Genomic DNA, 16,433 nt, shown 5'->3' with positions numbered 1-16,433 from the left:
TGCCAGCGCGCGGGCCGATCGACGGCGCCCTCCGAACCTAGGATGCTCGCGTGACCGCATCCTCGCCGCCGGCCAGCGACGCGCTGCCGACCGTGACGATGCTGGTGCATTCCATCCACCCACTGCGATGGACCCCGCGCGTCATCGAGCTGACGCTGGACCGCGAGGCGCTCCGCCCGAGCGATGTGGTCGCCATCCAACTGCGCCGCATGGCAGCGGGTCTCCCGCTCGACGAGCGCGAGGAGGCGACGGCGCTCGCGCTTCGCGACGAGCTCCCGGCTGTGCGATCGCGCTGGTCGCTCGACGCCGTTCGGCCCGACCAGTACCTCGAGCTCTACGATCTCCGCGCCCACGAGCGCCGCCTCGTGCTCGCCGTGCTGCTCGCACACCTGGTCGACAGCGTCGGCTACGTGAGCCTCGAGGACGAGGCGGGGTGCCTCATCGACTCGCACGGCCGCGGCGGTCGCTTCCAGGAGCTCGTGCCGTGGGGGCCACTCTCGCGCGCGTCGCGGGTATGGCTGCGCGGTCACCGGCCGAGACCGTTCCGCGCCGCGCTCCGCGAGGCGATCGACGATGAGGCGAGGGCGCTGGCGGACGTCGCAGAGCCGCCCGCGCGCACACGCTCCGCCGCGTCGACGGCGGTGAGCGGGCTTGCGCGCCGCCGCCTGCGCCGGGAGATCTTCGCGACGTCCTCCGCGCTGCTGCCCGCCGACGAGCTGCCGTCGATCGAGCTCGGATCCGACGATCCCGAGGTCGACGCGCTGGTCGTGGGCGTCCATCAGCTGCAGCAGCGAATCGACGGCCAGCCGTGGCGCTCGGCCGACGCCCTGGGACGGCGGATCCGCGACGAGCTCATCGCCGCGGCGGACGGGCTCGCCGCTGCGAGCGCGAGCCTGCGGCTGCACGCCACGGCAGAGCGGCTGCGCGCGCTCCACCAGGCGCTCGACCGCTACGACGCGGCAGCGACGCTACCGCCTCATCCGTGACCGGCCAGCCGCCTCCGCCGAGCGGATGATTCCCGGACGCCGCGCGCGCCCCGTGCGCGTCGCCGACCTACGCTGGATCGCGTGACCACCCTCCCGATCGCCGACCCGACCGCGCCCGCAGCGGCGCCGGCGATCGAGCACGGGTCGCTGCGGTCGGACGCGATCATCGCCGCCGTCACGGCGCTCGTGCTCGCGGTGCCGACGCTGCTGCTCGGCACGGTCGGCTTCGGCTGGCACTGGGTGATGGCCGGCGTCGTCGCGCTCGCGATCCCCGGCGCGATCCTGCTGCGGCGGTCGCGGCCGGTGCTCGCCATCGCCGGGCTCACCGCGCTCGCCGCCGTGCACGTCGCGGTCGCCGCGCCGATGTTCCCGATGTGGTTCGGCGTGCTCGTGCTGCTCTACTCCGCCGGCCGCTTCTCGCGCTGGTCGGGGCGGCTCGGCGCCTTCGGGCTGTCGCTCGTCGCGTCGGTGCTCGCGGCCTACTGGATCACGACCACCGGTGGGCTCGCGGGCTTCGCACCGGGGGAGCCGGTGCCGCTCGGCGAGATCGTGCGGCTCGTCGCGTTCCTGTGGATCCCGCCGATGCTGCTGTTCTCGATGACGATCCTCGTGGGCTGGGGCGTCGCCGCCGCGGCGCGCACCGAGGCGGCCACCGTCGTCGCGCAGGTCTCGCTGCAGCGAGCCGACCAGGAGGAGGAGCGCGCCGCCCTCGCCCGCGACATGCACGACGTCGTCGCGCACTCGCTCGCCGTGGTCATCGCCCAGGCGAACGGCGCGCGGTACACGGCCGATCCGGCCGCGAAGGACGCATCGCTCGAGACGATCGCGGGCACCGCCAAGCAGGCGCTCGGCGACGTGCGGCTGCTGCTCGCGCAGCTGCGCCACAGCGAGGCGCCCGATCCCGTCGCGTCGCTCGACGATGTCGATGCGCTCATCGAGCGGATGCGCGACAGCGGCCTCGACGTGCGGCTCGAGCGGGTGGGCGCGCGGTTCGCGCTCCCGCGCACCGCCGACATCGCCGCCTACCGCATCCTGCAGGAGGCGCTCACGAACGCGCTGCGCCACGGCGACCGCGCGCATCCCGTCCACGTGCGGATGCGCGGCGTCGGCTTCCCGGGTGGGACTGGCATCGTGGTCGACGTGCACAACCGCGTCCTCAGCACCCCCGGCCTCGCCGGCCACGGCGTGCGCGGCATGCACGAGCGCGCCCGGCTCTCCGGCGGCGAGCTCTGGACCGGCATCGAGGACGGCTGGTTCCGCGTGCGCGCAGCCTTCCCGGCGGGCGTCGCATGATCCGCGTGCTGATCGTCGACGACCAGGCGCTGTTCCGTGGCGGCATCCGGATGCTCGTCGAGTCGCAGCCCGACCTCGTGTGCGTCGGCGAGGCCGCCGATGGCGCGCAGGCGGTGCGGCTGGCGGAGGAGCAGCAGCCCGACGTCGTGCTCATGGACGTGCGGATGCCGGTGCTCGACGGCATCTCGGCGACCGACCGGATCGTGCGGGCGAACCCCGGCATCCGGGTCGTGGTGCTCACGACGTTCGACCTCGATGAGGCGGCGGCGCGGGCGATCCGGGTCGGCGCCTCCGGCTTCATCCTCAAGGATGCGGAGCCCGAGCTCGTGCTCGCGGCGATCCGCACGGTGCACGCGGGCAACGAGGTCGTCGCCGCGAGTGCGACGCGCGCGCTGTTCAAGGCGTTCGGGCGTCAGCGGCGGACGGCCCCGGCGGCGTTCGGCGAGCTGACCGACCGCGAGCGCGAGATCTTCGCGCTCGCGGCGAAGGGGCTGTCGAACACCGAGATCGCGCGCTCGGAGTTCGTGTCGGAGGCGACCGTGAAGACGCACATCTCGCGGATCCTGGCGAAGCTCGGGCTGCGCGACCGCGTGCAGCTCGTCGTCTTCGCCTACGAGCACGGGCTCGTGGGGGACCAGCAGGCCTGATGGCCGCTCGCCGCTCGATCTGCGGGTCGAGCCCTGCTGCTGGTCGAGCCGGTCCGCGTACTGCTGTTGGTCGAGCCGGTCCGCGCGCGCAGCGCGCTGACCGAGTCGAGGCCACCGGCTCGGCCCGGTGTGGTCTCGACTCGCGCGGCCGCCGGGGCGGCCGTGCGGCTCGACCAGCAGCAGCGGGTGTGGTCTCGACTCGCGCGGCCGCCGGGGCGGCCGTGCGGCTCGACCAGCAGCGGGGGCGGCCGTGCGGCTCGACCAGCAGCAGCGGGCGGCCGTGCGGCTCGACCGGCAGCGGCGGATCATCCGCTCGGATGACCGGGAGTCGGCCTGCAGCCCGACGACGCGGCGCGCGCCGCCGCGTTGACTGATGAGCATGCACCAGCACGCACTCCGGCTCCGCACCGTCACGAAGCGCTTCGGCCTCGGCGACGCATCCGTCACCGCCCTCGACCACCTCGACCTCGAGATCGCCCCCGGCACCCTCACCGCCGTCATGGGGCAGTCCGGCTCCGGCAAGTCGACGCTCCTCCACCTCGCTGCGGGCCTCGACGCGCCCACGTCCGGCGACGTCGTCATCGGCGGCACCTCCGTCGTCGGGCTCGACGACGACGCCCTCACCGCGCTCCGCCGCCGCGAGGTGGGCGTCGTCTTCCAGTCGTTCAACCTCGTGCCCAGCCTCACCGCGCTCGAGAACGTGCAGCTGCCCGCGCTGCTCGCCGGCCACGAGCCCGAGCACGACCGCATCCGCACGCTGCTCGACGACCTCGGCATCGCCGGCCTCGCGGCCCGTCGCCCGCACGAGCTCTCCGGCGGCCAGCAGCAGCGTTTCGCCATCGCCCGCGCGCTCGCGCACCGGCCCGCGATCGTGCTCGCCGACGAGCCGACCGGCGCGCTCGACAGCGCCACCTCGCTCGAGGTGCAGGAGATCCTCGTCGCCCAGGCCGCCGCCGGCCAGGCGATCGTCGTCGTCACGCACGACCCCGCGGTGGCGGCGCGCGCCGAGCGCGTCGTGCTGCTCCGCGACGGCCGCATCGACGACGACCTGCCGGCGACGGATGCCGCCACCATCGCCCAGCGGATGCTGCGGCGCGTCGACGCCATGGACCCCATCCCGGCCGCCGGACCCCGGATCACGGGTCCGGCGGCCGCGATCGGGTCCGCGGGCGACCGCGCCATCGACGGCGGCTCGCGATGACCGCGACGCTCGCGCCGGCCGAGGCTCCGGCGGCCGCGCCCCGCTCCGCCCGCGCGGCGACCGCCTCCTCGCGCACCGGCGCCGTGCTCGCCTTCTCGGTCGCCGCGCTCGCCTCCGCGTTCGGCACCGCGCTCTCGACGCTCATGGAGCACGCGGCGCTCGCCCTCTACGGCGAGCGGATGGTCGCCGAGAGCGAGACGGCGCGGCTGCTGCTCGCGCTCGCCGGCACGCTGCTCATCGGCGTCTCGGTCGTCGTCGCGGCGATCGTCGTCCGCCAGGCGCTCACGAGCGCCGTCGAGGACCTGCGCGGCGAGATCGCGCTGCGCCGCCTGCTCGGCGCCACCGCGCGCGCCGAGCGGCGACGGATGCTCGGCCGCTTCGTCGGCGTCGGCGTGGGTGGCGCCGCGCTCGGCTGGGGCCTCGGCGTGTTCGCCGCGATGCCGGTCGAGGCGCTGCTCTCGCAGCTCTCCGGCGGCCTGGAGCTCGTCGGCATGCCGCCGGTCATGCCTGCCGCGATCGTGCCCGCCGCTGCGGTCGCCGTCGCAGCCGCCGTCGCCGCGTGGCTCGCGACCGGCGCCGTGCTCGCCGTCACCCCGCTCGAGGCGCTCCGCGGCTCGGGCGTCGACGCCGAGACGACCGGGCGCCGCCCGCGCCGCGCCGTCGCGCTCACCGCACTCGGCATCGGCGCGCTGCTGCTCGCCGGCGCGGTCGTGCTCGGCGCCGTCTCGCCCTTCGCCGTGCTCGTCGGCTTCGCGGGCGGCGTCGTGCTCGTCATCGGCATCGTCGGCATCGCCCCGGTCGTCGCGCCGCCGCTCGTCGCCCTCGCCGGCCGCGCCATGGGCCGCTCCGTGCCGGCCCGTGTCGCCGCCGGGACGCTCGCCACGCATCCGGGCCGCACGGCATCCCTCGTGCTCGCCCTCTTCGTCGGCGCCGCGATCGTCACGATGATGGTGACCGCCGGCGCGTCGCTCACGACCGCCGTGCTCACCATCGAGCGCGACCCGGTGTTCCGCGCCGAGCTCGAGGCGCTGCTCACCGGCGTCACGACCGTCGTCACGGCGATCGTCGGGTTCTCGGCGGTGCTCGGCGTGCTCGGCTTCGTCGCCGCGATGCTGCTGTCGGTGCGCCGCCGCACCCGCGAGATCGGCCTGCTGCGGATGCTCGGCATGCGTCGCGCGCACACCATGCGGATGCTGCTGGCCGAGGCGGCCGCCATCACGATCGTCGCCGTGACGACCGGTTTCGGCATGGGCGTGCTGCTCGGCTGGATCGGCGTGCAGTCGATGGTGGGCTCGGTGCTCGGGGTCGTCTCGACCGCGCCGACCATCCCGTGGCAGCTGCCGGTCGCGCTCGCGGTCGCCGGACTCCTCGTCGCCGCGACGGCGAGCTGGCCCGCCGGCCGGCGCGCGTCGCGCATCGCGCCGCTCGCCGCCGTCGCCGCAGACTGACGCGCCGCGGCGCCACCACCCCCGCCCCACCCTGCCCGGGAGGGGCGGGGGTGTACGCTGGCCCCATGCAGAGCGCGCTGCTCCTTCGTCGCCGCGACGAGGCCTGACCCCGGGCTTCCTCGTCGCGGAGGCCGTCCTGCCCGGACACGAGAGCAGCGACAGGAGCGAACGATGAAGAACATGCAGCAGCCGAGCGGGATGCCGGCGCACCGCTACACCCCGTACCACGAGCAGATCCGGGTCGACCTCCCCGACCGGACGTGGCCGTCGAAGCGCATCGAGCGCGCGCCCCGCTGGTGCGCGGTCGATCTCCGCGACGGCAACCAGGCGCTCATCGACCCGATGACCCCCGACCGCAAGCTGATGATGTTCCAGCTGCTGGTGCGGATGGGCTACAAGGAGATCGAGGTCGGGTTCCCGTCCGCGAGCCAGCTCGACTTCGACTTCGTGCGCAAGCTCATCGACGAGGACCTCATCCCCGACGACGTCACCATCCAGGTGCTGACGCAGTGCCGCGACCACCTCATCCGCCGCACGTTCGAGTCGATCGACGGCGCCAAGCAGGCGATCGTGCACATCTACAACTCGACGAGCGTGCTGCAGCGCGACGTCGTCTTCCGCTCCGACCGCGAGGGCGTCAAGCAGATCGCCGTCGACGGCGCGAAGCTGTGCCTCGAGCTCGAGGGCATGCTCGAGCGCACGCAGGTCTTCTACGAGTACAGCCCGGAGTCGTACACCGGCACCGAGCTCGACTACGCCGTCGAGGTCTGCAACGCGATCATCGAGACGTTCGACGCGCGCCCCGAGCGCCCGGTCATCATCAACCTGCCCGCGACCGTCGAGATGGCGACGCCCAACGTCTACGCCGACTCGATCGAGTGGATGCACCGCCACCTCGCGCGCCGCGACTCCGTCATCCTGTCGCTGCACCCGCACAACGACCGCGGCACGGGCATCGCGGCGGCGGAGCTCGGCTACATGGCCGGCGCCGACCGCATCGAGGGCTGCCTGTTCGGCAACGGCGAGCGCACCGGCAACGTCGACCTCGTCGCGCTGGGCCTCAACCTGCTGACGCAGGGCATCGACCCCGAGATCGACTTCTCCGACCTCGACGGCATCCGCCGGGTCGCCGAGCACTGCAACCAGCTCAAGGTGCACGAGCGCAGCCCCTGGGCGGGCGACCTCGTCTACACCGCCTTCTCGGGCTCGCACCAGGACGCCATCAAGAAGGGCTTCGAGCGGATGGCCGAGGACGCGGCCGCGCAGGGCAAGAGCGTCGACGAGATCACCTGGGCCGTGCCGTACCTGCCGATCGACCCGAAGGACGTCGGCCGCAGCTACGAGGCCGTCATCCGGGTGAACTCGCAGTCGGGCAAGGGCGGCGTCGCCTACCTGCTGAAGGCCGACCGCGGGCTCGACCTGCCGCGCCGCCTGCAGATCGAGTTCTCGAACATCGTGCAGGGTCGCACCGACAGCGAGGGCGGCGAGGTCACGAGCGACGCGATCTGGACGATCTTCAGCGACGAGTACCTGCCCAACCCGTCGCGCGAGGCGGAGGACCAGTGGGGCCGGTTCGAGCTGCGCGAGGTCGGCTCGTCGTCGTCGCTCGGCGGCGAGACGCGCCTGACGGTCGTGCTGCGCGACGAGCAGACGCTGCGCGACGTCGAGTCGGCCGGCAACGGCCCGATCGACGCGCTGCTGTCGCTGCTGCGGGCCGAGGGCGTCGAGGTCTCGCTCATCGACTACGTCGAGCACACGCTCGCCGAGGGCCAGGACGCCCAGGCGGCGTCCTACGTCGAGCTCGAGCTCGGCGGCGTGCGCTACTGGGGCGTCGGCATCGACCACTCGTCGACGAACGCGTCGCTGCGGGCGATCGTCTCGGCCGTGAACCGCGGGCTGCGCGCCGCGGGCCCCGTGCAGGCCGTGGCGGAGGAGCGCGCGGCCGCCGAGCACGTCTCCGCCTAGTGCCCACGTACCGCGACGAGGGGGTCGTCCTCCGCACCCACCAGCTGGGAGAGGCCGACCGCATCGTCACGCTGCTGACGCGCGAGCACGGCAAGGTCCGTGCCGTCGCCCGCGGCGTGCGGCGCACCTCGTCGCGGTTCGGGGGCCGGCTCGAGCCGTTCATGGTCGCCGACCTGCAGCTCGCGGTCGGCCGCAGCCTCGACATCGTCACGCAGGCGGTGACGCTCGGCAGCTACGCGCCGGTGATCGTCGCCGACTACCGCAGCTACACCGCGGCGGCCGCGATGGTCGAGACGGCCGACCGGCTCACCGACGAGGACGCCTCCCGGCAGCAGTACCTGCTGCTCGTCGGCGCCCTGCGATCGCTCGCGCGCCAGGAGCACGACCCGTCGCTGACGCTCGACTCCTACCTGCTGCGGGCGCTGTCGGTCGCCGGATGGGCGCCCTCGTTCGGGGACTGCGCCGTCACCGGCGAGCCTGGCCCGCACCGCGCGTTCGTGCCGCGGCTCGGCGGGATGGTCGCCGACCAGGCGGCGCCCCCGGGCTCGCTGCGCATCGACGAGCCGACGCTCGACCTGCTGTCGGCGCTGCTGACGGGCGACTGGGTGCACGCGGAGGCCGCACATCAGGGCGTGCGCACCCGCGCATCCGGTGCCGTCGCCGCGTACGTGCAGTGGCACCTCGAGCGCGGCCTGCGCAGCCTCGAGCACGTCGATCGCGGCGTGCAGTGAGCGAGCCGCTGCGGCCCGTCGACTGGACGGGCGAGCACCCGCCGGCCTACGACCCGGGCACCGTGCCGAAGCACGTCGCGATCATCATGGACGGCAACGGCCGCTGGGCGAACCAGCGCGGGCTCACGCGCACGCAGGGGCACGCCGCCGGCGAGGCCGTGCTGCTCGACGTCGTCGCGGGCGCGCTGCAGGCGGGCGTGCAGCACCTGTCGGTCTACGCCTTCTCGACCGAGAACTGGAAGCGCAGCCCCGACGAGGTGCGCTTCCTGATGGGCTTCAACAAGGACGTGCTGCGCCGCCGCCGCGACCAGCTCGACGCCTGGGGCGTGCGCGTGCGCTGGGCCGGCCGCCGTCCGCGGCTCTGGACCTCGGTCATCCGCGAGCTCGAGGAGGCGGAGCGCCGCACCGCCGGCAACTCGACCATGACGCTGCAGATGTGCGTGAACTACGGCGGCACGCACGAGATCGCGGATGCGGTGCGCTCGATCGCCGACGACGTCGCGGCCGGGCGGCTCAAGCCCTCCGGCGTGACCGACAAGCTCGTGCGCAGCCGCATGTACAACCCCGACGTGCCGGACGTCGACCTCTACATCCGCTCGTCGGGCGAGCAGCGCATCTCGAACTTCCTCACCCTGCAGGGGGCCTACGCCGAGATGGTCTTCCTCGACCGGCTGTGGCCTGACTTCACGCGCCGCGACCTGTGGCGGGCGCTCGACGTCTACACCGGGCGGGACCGCCGCTTCGGCGGCGCCGTCGACGCGCCCAAGGCGTGATGCGCCGCGCGATCGCCGCCGCGGCGGCCGTGCTGCTCGCGGCGGTCGGATGCGCGCAGGCCGATGCCGAGCCGACGCCGGCGGCCGCGTTCGACGAGGCCGCCTTCGCGGCGCTCTGGGCCGAGGCCGAGGCGGGCGCGCTCGACTACCAGCTCGGCGGCGCGTACGAGCCGGGCGACGGCGTGACCGTGGTCGTGCGCGACCGCGAGGCGGCGCCCGCGGGCGTCGCGATCGACGTCTGCTACGTGAACGGCTTCCAGACGCAGCCCGGCGAGCTCGACTGGTGGCTCAGCGAGCACCCCGAGCTGCTGCTGCGCGGCGGCGACGGTGAGCCGGTGGTCGATCCCGCCTGGCCCGACGAGCGCATCCTCGACACGTCGACGGCCGCCGCGCGCGACGCGGTCGCCGGCGTCGTCGGCGGCTGGATCGACGGATGCGCCGACGCCGGCTACGAGGCGGTCGAGCTCGACAACCTCGACTCGTGGACGCGCGCCGACGGTCTCGACGCGGAGGGCAACCTGGCGCTCGCGGCGCTGCTGACCGCCCGCGCGCACTCGGCGGGCATCGCCGTCGCGCAGAAGAACGCGCTCGAAGCGGGCGACGCCGGGCCCGCCGCGGGCTTCGACCTCGTGGTCACCGAGGAGTGCGCGCGCTTCGACGAGTGCGACGACTACGGCGCGCTCTACGAGCGCCACCTCGCGGTCGAGTACGAGGGCGAGCTGCCCGAGGGCGGCTTCGCGGCCGTCTGCGAGCGCGCGGACCAGCCGGCGCTCACGGTGCTCCGCGATCTCGACCTCACGACGCCGGACGACCCGGCGCACGTCGTGGAGCGCTGCTGACCGACCTCATCCGTCGAACTTCCCCGAACTCCGGGTTTCCGAGGCGAAATCCCGGAGTTTCGGGAAGCTCGGCGTTCCGCGCGCCGGCGGGCGCCGCGGCGCGTCAGGTGAGGCGGGCGCGCCAGGGGTGGTCGTCGGCCAGGCGCTCGGCGAGCCACGCTCGCGCCTCGGCGTCGAGCGAGGGCAGCGCCTCGTCGAGCCACGCCACGTCGGCGTGCTCTGCGGCCGCGTAGGCGAGCACGATCTGCGGCTTCGCGAAGCGGATACCGTCGACGGTCGCGAGCGCATCCTCGAGCGGCATCGTCACGGCCGTGTCGCGGCGGAACCGCCACGACTCGCTGTCGCTCGGGTCGAGGAGCACCTCGTACTCCCACTGGCCGTAGGCGCTGTGGCGCAGCCAGATGCTCGTCGTGCCGATCGGCAGCACGTCCGAGTCGTGGGGGAGCAGCGGCTTGAGCGCGCCCTGGAACGTGGACCACAGCTGCCACTTGCCGCCGAGCCAGCCGCGCAGGAGGCTGAGCTCGCTGCGGGGGATGACGATGTCGAGGTCGCCGTGCTCGCGTCGGCGGCCGGTCGCGACGTCGATCGCCCAGCTGCCGCCGATCCACCACGCACCGGAGTAGCCGTCGAGCAGCTCGGCCGCATCGCTGGGCCATCGCTCCGCCCAGGCCCCGTAGAGCTCCCGCCGCTCCTCGCTCCGCATCAAGCCTCCTCGCACGCGATCGGGGCGCTGACGCCCCGAGGGATGAGCCTATCCCAGCGCCGTCTCGCACCACGTGCACACCGGCGGCGGCGTGCGCCGCGATCGCGCGCCGCGCTCGGTAGAATCGAGGTTCACGTGCCGCGCGCGCGGCTCGGGCTGACCGGCCCGGGCGGGCGGCGCGCGACCGATCTCAAGGAGCCCCCGTGGTGCAGAACCGTCTCGACGCCGTCATCAACCTCGCGAAGCGACGCGGCTTCGTGTTCCAGGCGGGCGAGATCTACGGCGGATCCCGGTCGGCGTGGGACTACGGGCCCCTCGGCGTGGCGCTCAAGGAGAACATCAAGCGCCAGTGGTGGAAGACGTTCGTGCAGGGCCGCGACGACATGGTCGGGCTCGACTCGTCGATCATCCTGCCCTCGGCCGTGTGGCAGGCATCCGGTCACGTCGCGACCTTCACCGACCCCCTGGTCGAGTGCCTGCAGTGCCACAAGCGGCACCGCCAGGACCACCTCGAGGAGGCGTTCGAGGCCAAGAAGGGCCGCGCCGCCGCCTCGATGGAGGAGATCACCTGCCCCGACTGCGGCACGACCGGCAAGTGGACCGAGCCGCAGATGTTCTCGGGCCTCATGAAGACGTACCTCGGCCCGGTCGACAACGAGGCCGGCCAGCACTACCTGCGCCCCGAGACGGCGCAGGGCATCTTCGTCAACTTCTCCAACGTCCTCACGGTCTCGCGCAAGAAGCCGCCGTTCGGCATCGGCCAGGTCGGCAAGGCGTTCCGCAACGAGATCACGCCCGGCAACTTCATCTTCCGCACGCGCGAGTTCGAGCAGATGGAGATCGAGTTCTTCACCGCGCCCGACGACGCCCCCGAGTGGTTCGACCGCTGGGTCGAGGCGTGCTGGTCGTGGTTCGTCGACCTCGGCGTCGACCCGGCCAACATGCGCCGCTTCGAGGTGCCTGAGGACGAGCGGGCGCACTACTCGGCCGGCACGATCGACGTCGAGTACCGCTTCGGCTTCCAGGGCTCCGAGTGGGGCGAGCTCATGGGCATCGCGAACCGCACCGACTTCGACCTCTCGTCGCACTCGAAGGCGTCCGGCAAGGACCTCGTCTACTTCGACCAGGCGACCGGCGAGCGCTACACGCCCTTCGTCATCGAGCCGTCGTTCGGCCTCACCCGCAGCCTGATGGCGTTCCTCGTCGACGCGTACGCCGAGGAGGAGGTGCCGAACGCCAAGGGCGGCACCGACACCCGCACCGTGCTGCGGCTCGACCCGCGCCTCGCGCCGGTGAAGGTCGCCGTGCTGCCGCTGTCGCGCAACGAGCAGCTCTCGCCGCTCGCCCGCGAGATCGCCGGCCGCCTGCGCAGCCTCTGGGCGATCGACTTCGACGACGCCGGCGCGATCGGCCGCCGCTACCGCCGCCAGGACGAGGTGGGCACGCCGTTCTGCGTCACGATCGACTTCGACTCGCTCGAGGACGGCGCCGTGACCGTGCGCGAGCGCGACTCGATGGCGCAGACCCGCGTCAAGGTCGACGAGCTCGAGGCGCACCTCGCGCAGGGGCTCATCGGGGCGTGAGCACTCCAGTGCGCACCACGCCGGCGCTGTCGATCGGGCCCATCGCCCTCGACGCGCCGGTCGTGCTCGCGCCCATGGCCGGCATCACGAACACCGCCTTCCGGCGGCTGTGCCGCGAGTTCGGCGCCGGCCTGTACGTGAGCGAGATGATCACCTCGCGCGCGCTCGTCGAGCGCACGCCCGAGACGATGCGGCTCATCAGCCACCACGAGTCGGAGTCGCTGCGCTCGGTGCAGCTGTACGGCGTCGACCCGCGCACGATCGAGCAGGCCGTCGGCATCCTCGTCGACGAGGACCGCGCCGACCACATCGACCTCAACTTCGGCTGCCCGGTGCCGAAGGTGACCCGCCGCGGCGGCGGCAGCGCCCTGCCCTGGAAGCGCGACCTGTTCGCCGCGATCGTGACGCGCGCGGTCGAGCGGGCCGGCGACATCCCGGTGACGGTCAAGATGCGCAAGGGCATCGACGACGACCACCTGACGTTCCTGGATGCGGGTCGCATCGCCGAGGACGCGGGCGTCGCCGCGGTCGCGCTGCACGGCCGCACCGCGGCGCAGCACTACTCCGGCACCGCCGACTGGTCCGCGATCGCGAAGCTCAAGGAGGCCGTCACCTCGGTGCCGGTGCTCGGCAACGGCGACATCTGGCAGGCGGAGGACGCCGTGCGGATGATGCGCGAGACCGGCGTCGACGGCGTCGTCGTCGGCCGCGGCTGCCTCGGCCGGCCCTGGCTGTTCGGCGACCTCGCGGCCGCCTTCTCGGGCAGCGACGCACGCCACCGCCCGACGCTCGGCCAGGTCGCCGACGCCTTCCGCCGCCACGCCGAGCTGCTCGTCGAGTTCTTCGACGAGGAGGATCGCGCCTGCCGCGACATCCGCAAGCACGTCGCCTGGTACTTCAAGGGGTACCCGGTCGGCGGCGACGCCCGTCGCGCGCTCGCCGGCGTCGAGTCGCTCGCGCAGCTCGACGACCTGCTCGGCGCGCTCGACCACGCCGTGCCCTACGTCGCCGAGGGCATCGAGGGCCAGCGCGGCCGCGCCGGCAGCCCGCGGAAGCCCGCGCTGCCCGACGGCTGGCTCGACAGTCCCGAGCTGAGCCCGGCGCAGCGCGCCGCGCTCATCGAGGACGAGAGCGACACCCGTGGCGGCTGAGCGCGGGACCGGCATCGGGGCGTACAGCGCGCACGACGCCGAGCGACGGCTGCCCGAGACGCACGCATCCGCGCGCACCGACTTCGCCCGCGACCGCGCGCGGCTGCTGCACTCGAGCGCCTTCCGCAGGCTCGGGCAGAAGACGCAGGTGCTCTCACCCACGATGGGATTCGACGACTCCCGCACGCGCCTGACGCACTCGCTGGAGGTCGCGCAGATCGGGCGCGAGCTCGCCGGCGAGCTGCGCCTCGACCCGGACGTCGTCGACACCGCGTGCCTCGCGCACGACATCGGGCATCCGCCGTTCGGCCACAACGGCGAGCGCGGCCTCAACGAGTGGGCGCTCTCGATCGGCGGCTTCGAGGGCAACGCGCAGACGCTCCGGGTCATCACGCGCCTCGAGCCGAAGGTCATCCGAGACCAGCCCTACGGGCTCAACCTGACGCGCGCCTCCGTCGACGCCGCGTGCAAGTACCCGTGGCCCGCCGGTGACGTGCACGACGCGTCCGGCCGCATCAAGTTCGGCTTCTACGAGTCCGACCGAGCGGCGTTCGAGTGGATGCGCGAGGGCGCGCCCGCCAGACGCCCGAGCGTCGAGGCGCAGGTCATGGACCTCGCCGACGACATCGCCTACTCGGTGCACGACTTCGAGGACGCGGTCGTCGGCGGCTACGTCGACGTCGCGAAGCTGCAGAGCCGCGTCGGCCACGACGAGCTCGTCTCGACGATGCTCACGTGGGTCGGGCCGGAGTTCACGCGCGACGAGCTGCTCGCCGCCTTCGACCGGCTCGACGACCTCGACACCTGGCTGCGCTCGTTCGACGGCTCCCGCGCTGACCACGCGCGCCTCAAGAACCTCACGTCGAAGCTCATCGGCCGCTTCGCGAACGCGGCGAGCCGGCTGACGCGCGAGACGCACGCGGGGCCGCTCGCGCGCTTCGGCGCGACCGTCGAGGTGCCCCGCGAGGTGCGCGCCGAGATCGCGGTGCTCAAGGGCACGGCCGCGAGCTTCATCCTCGCCGAGCGCCGGCAGCCGATCTACGCGAGCCAGCGGCGCATCCTGCAGGAGCTGTGCGACGCGCTCCTGCGCATCGGCCCCGAGGCGCTCGACCGTGCCTACGCGGATGACTGGGCACAGGCGCCCGACGACGCCGCGCGCGCCCGCGTGGTCGTCGACCAGGTGTCGAGCCTCACCGACCGCGGCGCGTTCGCGTGGCACGAGCGCCACGTGGGGGACTGAGGGGCGGCCATGGCGGGGCGGATCCGGCGGGAGGACATCGACGAGCTGCGCGCTCGCATCTCGATCGTCGACGTCGTCGGCGCCCACGTCACGCTCAAGACGGCGGGCGTCGGCAGCATGAAGGGGCTCTGCCCGTTCCACGACGAGCGCTCTCCGTCCTTCCACGTGCGGCCGGCCGTCGGCCGCTACCACTGCTTCGGCTGCGGCGAGGACGGCGACGTCTTCCAGTTCGCGATGGCGATGGATCACACCTCGTTCGCCGAGACGGTCGAGCGCTTCGCGGCGCAGGCCGGCTTCACGCTCCACTACGAGGACGGCAAGCCGCAGGAGGAGACGAGCGGCCGCCTGCGCCTGCTCGAGGCGAGCCGCGCTGCCGAGGCCTACTTCCGCGAGCAGCTCGTGACGCCCGCCGCGGCGCTCGGGCAGCGGTTCCTGGGGGAGCGGGGCTTCGACCTGGCCGCTGCCGAGCGCTTCGGCGTGGGCTTCGCCCCGGCATCCTTCGATGCGCTCGGCCGGCACCTCAAGGGCCGAGGGTTCACCGAGGCCGAGCTGCTCGGCGCCGGCCTCCTGAGCGAGGGCCAGCGCGGCAGCTACGACCGCTTCCGCGGACGCCTCATCTGGCCCATCCGCGACGTCGCCGGCGCCACCGTCGGGTTCGGCGCGCGCCGGCTCTCGGACGACGACAAGGGCCCGAAGTACCTGAACTCGCCCGAGACGCCCATCTTCCGCAAGAGCCAGGTGCTCTACGGGCTCGACCTCGCGAAGCGCGACATCGCACGTGGGCACGAGGCGGTGGTGGTCGAGGGCTACACGGATGTCATGGCGTGCCACCTCGCGGGCGTCACGACCGCGGTCGCGACCTGCGGCACGTCGTTCGGCGTCGACCACATCAAGGTGCTCCGGCGCGTGCTCGGCGACGTGTCGACGACCGACACGCGCTCGCTCGGCCGCGTCGTCTTCACCTTCGACCCGGACGAGGCTGGCCAGCAGGCGGCCGCCCGCACGTTCGCCGAGGAGCAGCGCTTCGCCGCGCAGACGTTCGTCGCGGTGCCGCCCGGCGGCCTCGACCCGTGCGACCTGCGGCTCGAGCGCGGCGACGACGCCGTGCGACGGCTCGTACAGCAGCCGCGGCCGCTGTTCGAGTTCATGCTGCGCCGGATCGTCGCGCAGCACGACCTCGAGACCGTCGAGGGCCGCGTCGCCGCGATGCGCCGTGCAGCGCCCGTGCTGCAGTCGATCCGCGACCGCGCGCTCGCCGACGGCTACACGCGCACGGTCGCCGGATGGCTTGGCGTCTCGCCCGACGAGGTGCGCTCGGCGGTGCGGCAGGCGGGCCCGCGCCCCGCTGCCGCGGCCGAGGGTGCGGCCGCCGGGCATCCGCCCGCCGACGTCGCGCTGCGCCAGCTCGAGCGCGACCCCGCATCGCGGCTTGAGCGCGACGCCATCTCGGCGCTGCTGCAGCAGCCGGCGGTGCTCGGCCGCGAGCTCGCCGTGCGCGGTGCGACCGCCTACATCGCGAACCCGTCGCTCGCGGTCGTGCGCGACGGCGTGCTCGCGTCGCTCGACGCGATCGAGGCGACCGACTTCTCGGAGCGCGTCGCCGAGGCGGTGCCCGCCGAGATCGTGCCGCTCGTGCGCACGCTCGCGATGGCGCCCATCCCGCAGTCCACGAACGAGGGCGTCAAGGCCTACGTGCGCGGCATCGTCGGCTCGCTCGTCGACCGCGACATCCTGCGCCGCAAGGCCGAGCTGCTCGGAAGCCTGCAGCGCATGGGCGGCGCCGACCCCGAGGGCTCGAAGCGCCTGCAGGAGCAGCTGCTCGAGCTCGAGCGCGAGCGGCGGTCGCTGCGCTCGGAGTGACCGCCGCTTGTGC

The 16,433-nt window shown here is 73.7% G+C and carries 14 protein-coding genes; 13 read left to right on the top strand and 1 reads right to left on the bottom strand.

Translation table 11 applies throughout. The annotated features are described in order from the left end of the window. Positions 1-50: 50 nt before the first annotated feature. The 9 genes from EDD26_RS13055 to EDD26_RS13015 all read left to right on the top strand — a co-directional run bounded on the left by EDD26_RS13055 (position 51) and on the right by EDD26_RS13015 (position 9,883). A complete protein-coding gene (locus tag EDD26_RS13055) occupies positions 51-986 on the top strand; it encodes a hypothetical protein (protein ID WP_123698105.1) in 936 nt (311 codons plus the stop codon). 81 nt (positions 987-1,067) lie between these two features. Beyond that, entirely contained in the window at positions 1,068-2,279 is a 1,212-nt protein-coding gene (locus tag EDD26_RS13050; RefSeq protein ID WP_123698104.1) for a sensor histidine kinase, read from the top strand. Further along, complete coding sequence (locus EDD26_RS13045; protein WP_123698103.1) at positions 2,276-2,926, top strand: response regulator; 651 nt, start codon at positions 2,276-2,278, stop codon at positions 2,924-2,926. Before EDD26_RS13050 ends, EDD26_RS13045 begins: the two co-directional genes overlap by 4 nt. Positions 2,927-3,305: 379 nt before the next feature. Beyond that, a complete protein-coding gene (locus EDD26_RS13040; RefSeq protein ID WP_245989917.1) occupies positions 3,306-4,127 on the top strand; it encodes an ABC transporter ATP-binding protein in 822 nt (273 codons plus the stop codon). Continuing rightward, positions 4,124-5,575, top strand: coding sequence for an ABC transporter permease (locus EDD26_RS13035; protein WP_123698101.1), 1,452 nt, complete (start codon positions 4,124-4,126; stop codon positions 5,573-5,575). The genes EDD26_RS13040 and EDD26_RS13035 overlap by 4 nt, the downstream gene beginning before the upstream one ends. Before the next feature lie 171 nt (positions 5,576-5,746). After that, positions 5,747-7,540 carry a 2-isopropylmalate synthase gene (gene leuA / locus EDD26_RS13030; RefSeq protein ID WP_123698100.1) on the top strand — a complete coding sequence of 598 codons (1,794 nt, stop codon included), beginning with the start codon at positions 5,747-5,749 and terminating at the stop codon, positions 7,538-7,540. Next, positions 7,540-8,271, top strand: coding sequence for a DNA repair protein RecO (gene recO / locus EDD26_RS13025; RefSeq protein WP_123698099.1), 732 nt, complete (start codon positions 7,540-7,542; stop codon positions 8,269-8,271). Before leuA ends, recO begins: the two co-directional genes overlap by 1 nt. Beyond that, complete coding sequence (locus EDD26_RS13020; protein WP_245989916.1) at positions 8,268-9,044, top strand: isoprenyl transferase; 777 nt, start codon at positions 8,268-8,270, stop codon at positions 9,042-9,044. Before recO ends, EDD26_RS13020 begins: the two co-directional genes overlap by 4 nt. Beyond that, the gene (locus tag EDD26_RS13015; protein ID WP_123698598.1) at positions 9,044-9,883 is read left to right on the top strand and encodes an endo alpha-1,4 polygalactosaminidase; all 840 of its coding nucleotides are present in this window, start codon (positions 9,044-9,046) and stop codon (positions 9,881-9,883) included. The genes EDD26_RS13020 and EDD26_RS13015 overlap by 1 nt, the downstream gene beginning before the upstream one ends. A gap of 103 nt (positions 9,884-9,986) precedes the next feature. Here the strand turns inward: EDD26_RS13015 and EDD26_RS13010 are convergent, their stop codons facing one another. Next, positions 9,987-10,586 (bottom strand): nucleotidyltransferase domain-containing protein, encoded by a 600-nt coding sequence (locus EDD26_RS13010; RefSeq protein WP_123698097.1) that lies wholly within the window; start codon positions 10,584-10,586, stop codon positions 9,987-9,989. 203 nt (positions 10,587-10,789) lie between these two features. Here EDD26_RS13010 and EDD26_RS13005 point away from each other — a divergent pair, with 203 nt between their 5' ends. The 4 genes from EDD26_RS13005 to dnaG are packed head-to-tail and all read left to right on the top strand — an operon-like array spanning position 10,790 to position 16,420. Beyond that, positions 10,790-12,169 (top strand): glycine--tRNA ligase, encoded by a 1,380-nt coding sequence (locus tag EDD26_RS13005; RefSeq protein WP_123698096.1) that lies wholly within the window; start codon positions 10,790-10,792, stop codon positions 12,167-12,169. Next, positions 12,166-13,320: a tRNA dihydrouridine synthase DusB gene (dusB, locus tag EDD26_RS13000; protein ID WP_123698095.1), complete on the top strand. Its 1,155-nt coding sequence runs from the start codon at positions 12,166-12,168 to the stop codon at positions 13,318-13,320. Before EDD26_RS13005 ends, dusB begins: the two co-directional genes overlap by 4 nt. Continuing rightward, complete coding sequence (locus EDD26_RS12995) at positions 13,310-14,560, top strand: deoxyguanosinetriphosphate triphosphohydrolase (protein ID WP_123698094.1); 1,251 nt, start codon at positions 13,310-13,312, stop codon at positions 14,558-14,560. The genes dusB and EDD26_RS12995 overlap by 11 nt, the downstream gene beginning before the upstream one ends. Before the next feature lie 9 nt (positions 14,561-14,569). Continuing rightward, positions 14,570-16,420 carry a DNA primase gene (gene dnaG / locus EDD26_RS12990; RefSeq protein ID WP_123698093.1) on the top strand — a complete coding sequence of 617 codons (1,851 nt, stop codon included), beginning with the start codon at positions 14,570-14,572 and terminating at the stop codon, positions 16,418-16,420. Positions 16,421-16,433: the final 13 nt, after the last annotated feature.

Origin of the sequence: Agrococcus jenensis (genome assembly GCF_003752465.1) — a bacterium.
GTDB lineage: Bacteria > Actinomycetota > Actinomycetes > Actinomycetales > Microbacteriaceae > Agrococcus > Agrococcus jenensis.
The sequence above is the reverse complement of the archived record's forward strand: the minus strand, read 5'-3'. Positions and strand labels throughout refer to the sequence as shown.

Excerpts from the sequence above, each read along its gene's own strand:
- EDD26_RS13035 (WP_123698101.1), top strand. The coding sequence starts at position 4,124 with ATGACCGCGACGCTCGCGCCGGCCGAGGCTCCGGCGGCCGCGCCCCGC.
- EDD26_RS13040 (WP_245989917.1), top strand. The coding sequence starts at position 3,306 with ATGCACCAGCACGCACTCCGGCTCCGCACCGTCACGAAGCGCTTCGGC.
- EDD26_RS13015 (WP_123698598.1), top strand. The coding sequence starts at position 9,044 with ATGCGCCGCGCGATCGCCGCCGCGGCGGCCGTGCTGCTCGCGGCGGTC.
- dnaG (WP_123698093.1), top strand. The coding sequence starts at position 14,570 with ATGGCGGGGCGGATCCGGCGGGAGGACATCGACGAGCTGCGCGCTCGC.
- EDD26_RS13010 (WP_123698097.1), bottom strand. The coding sequence starts at position 10,586 with ATGCGGAGCGAGGAGCGGCGGGAGCTCTACGGGGCCTGGGCGGAGCGA.
- leuA (WP_123698100.1), top strand. The coding sequence starts at position 5,747 with ATGAAGAACATGCAGCAGCCGAGCGGGATGCCGGCGCACCGCTACACC.
- EDD26_RS13045 (WP_123698103.1), top strand. The coding sequence starts at position 2,276 with ATGATCCGCGTGCTGATCGTCGACGACCAGGCGCTGTTCCGTGGCGGC.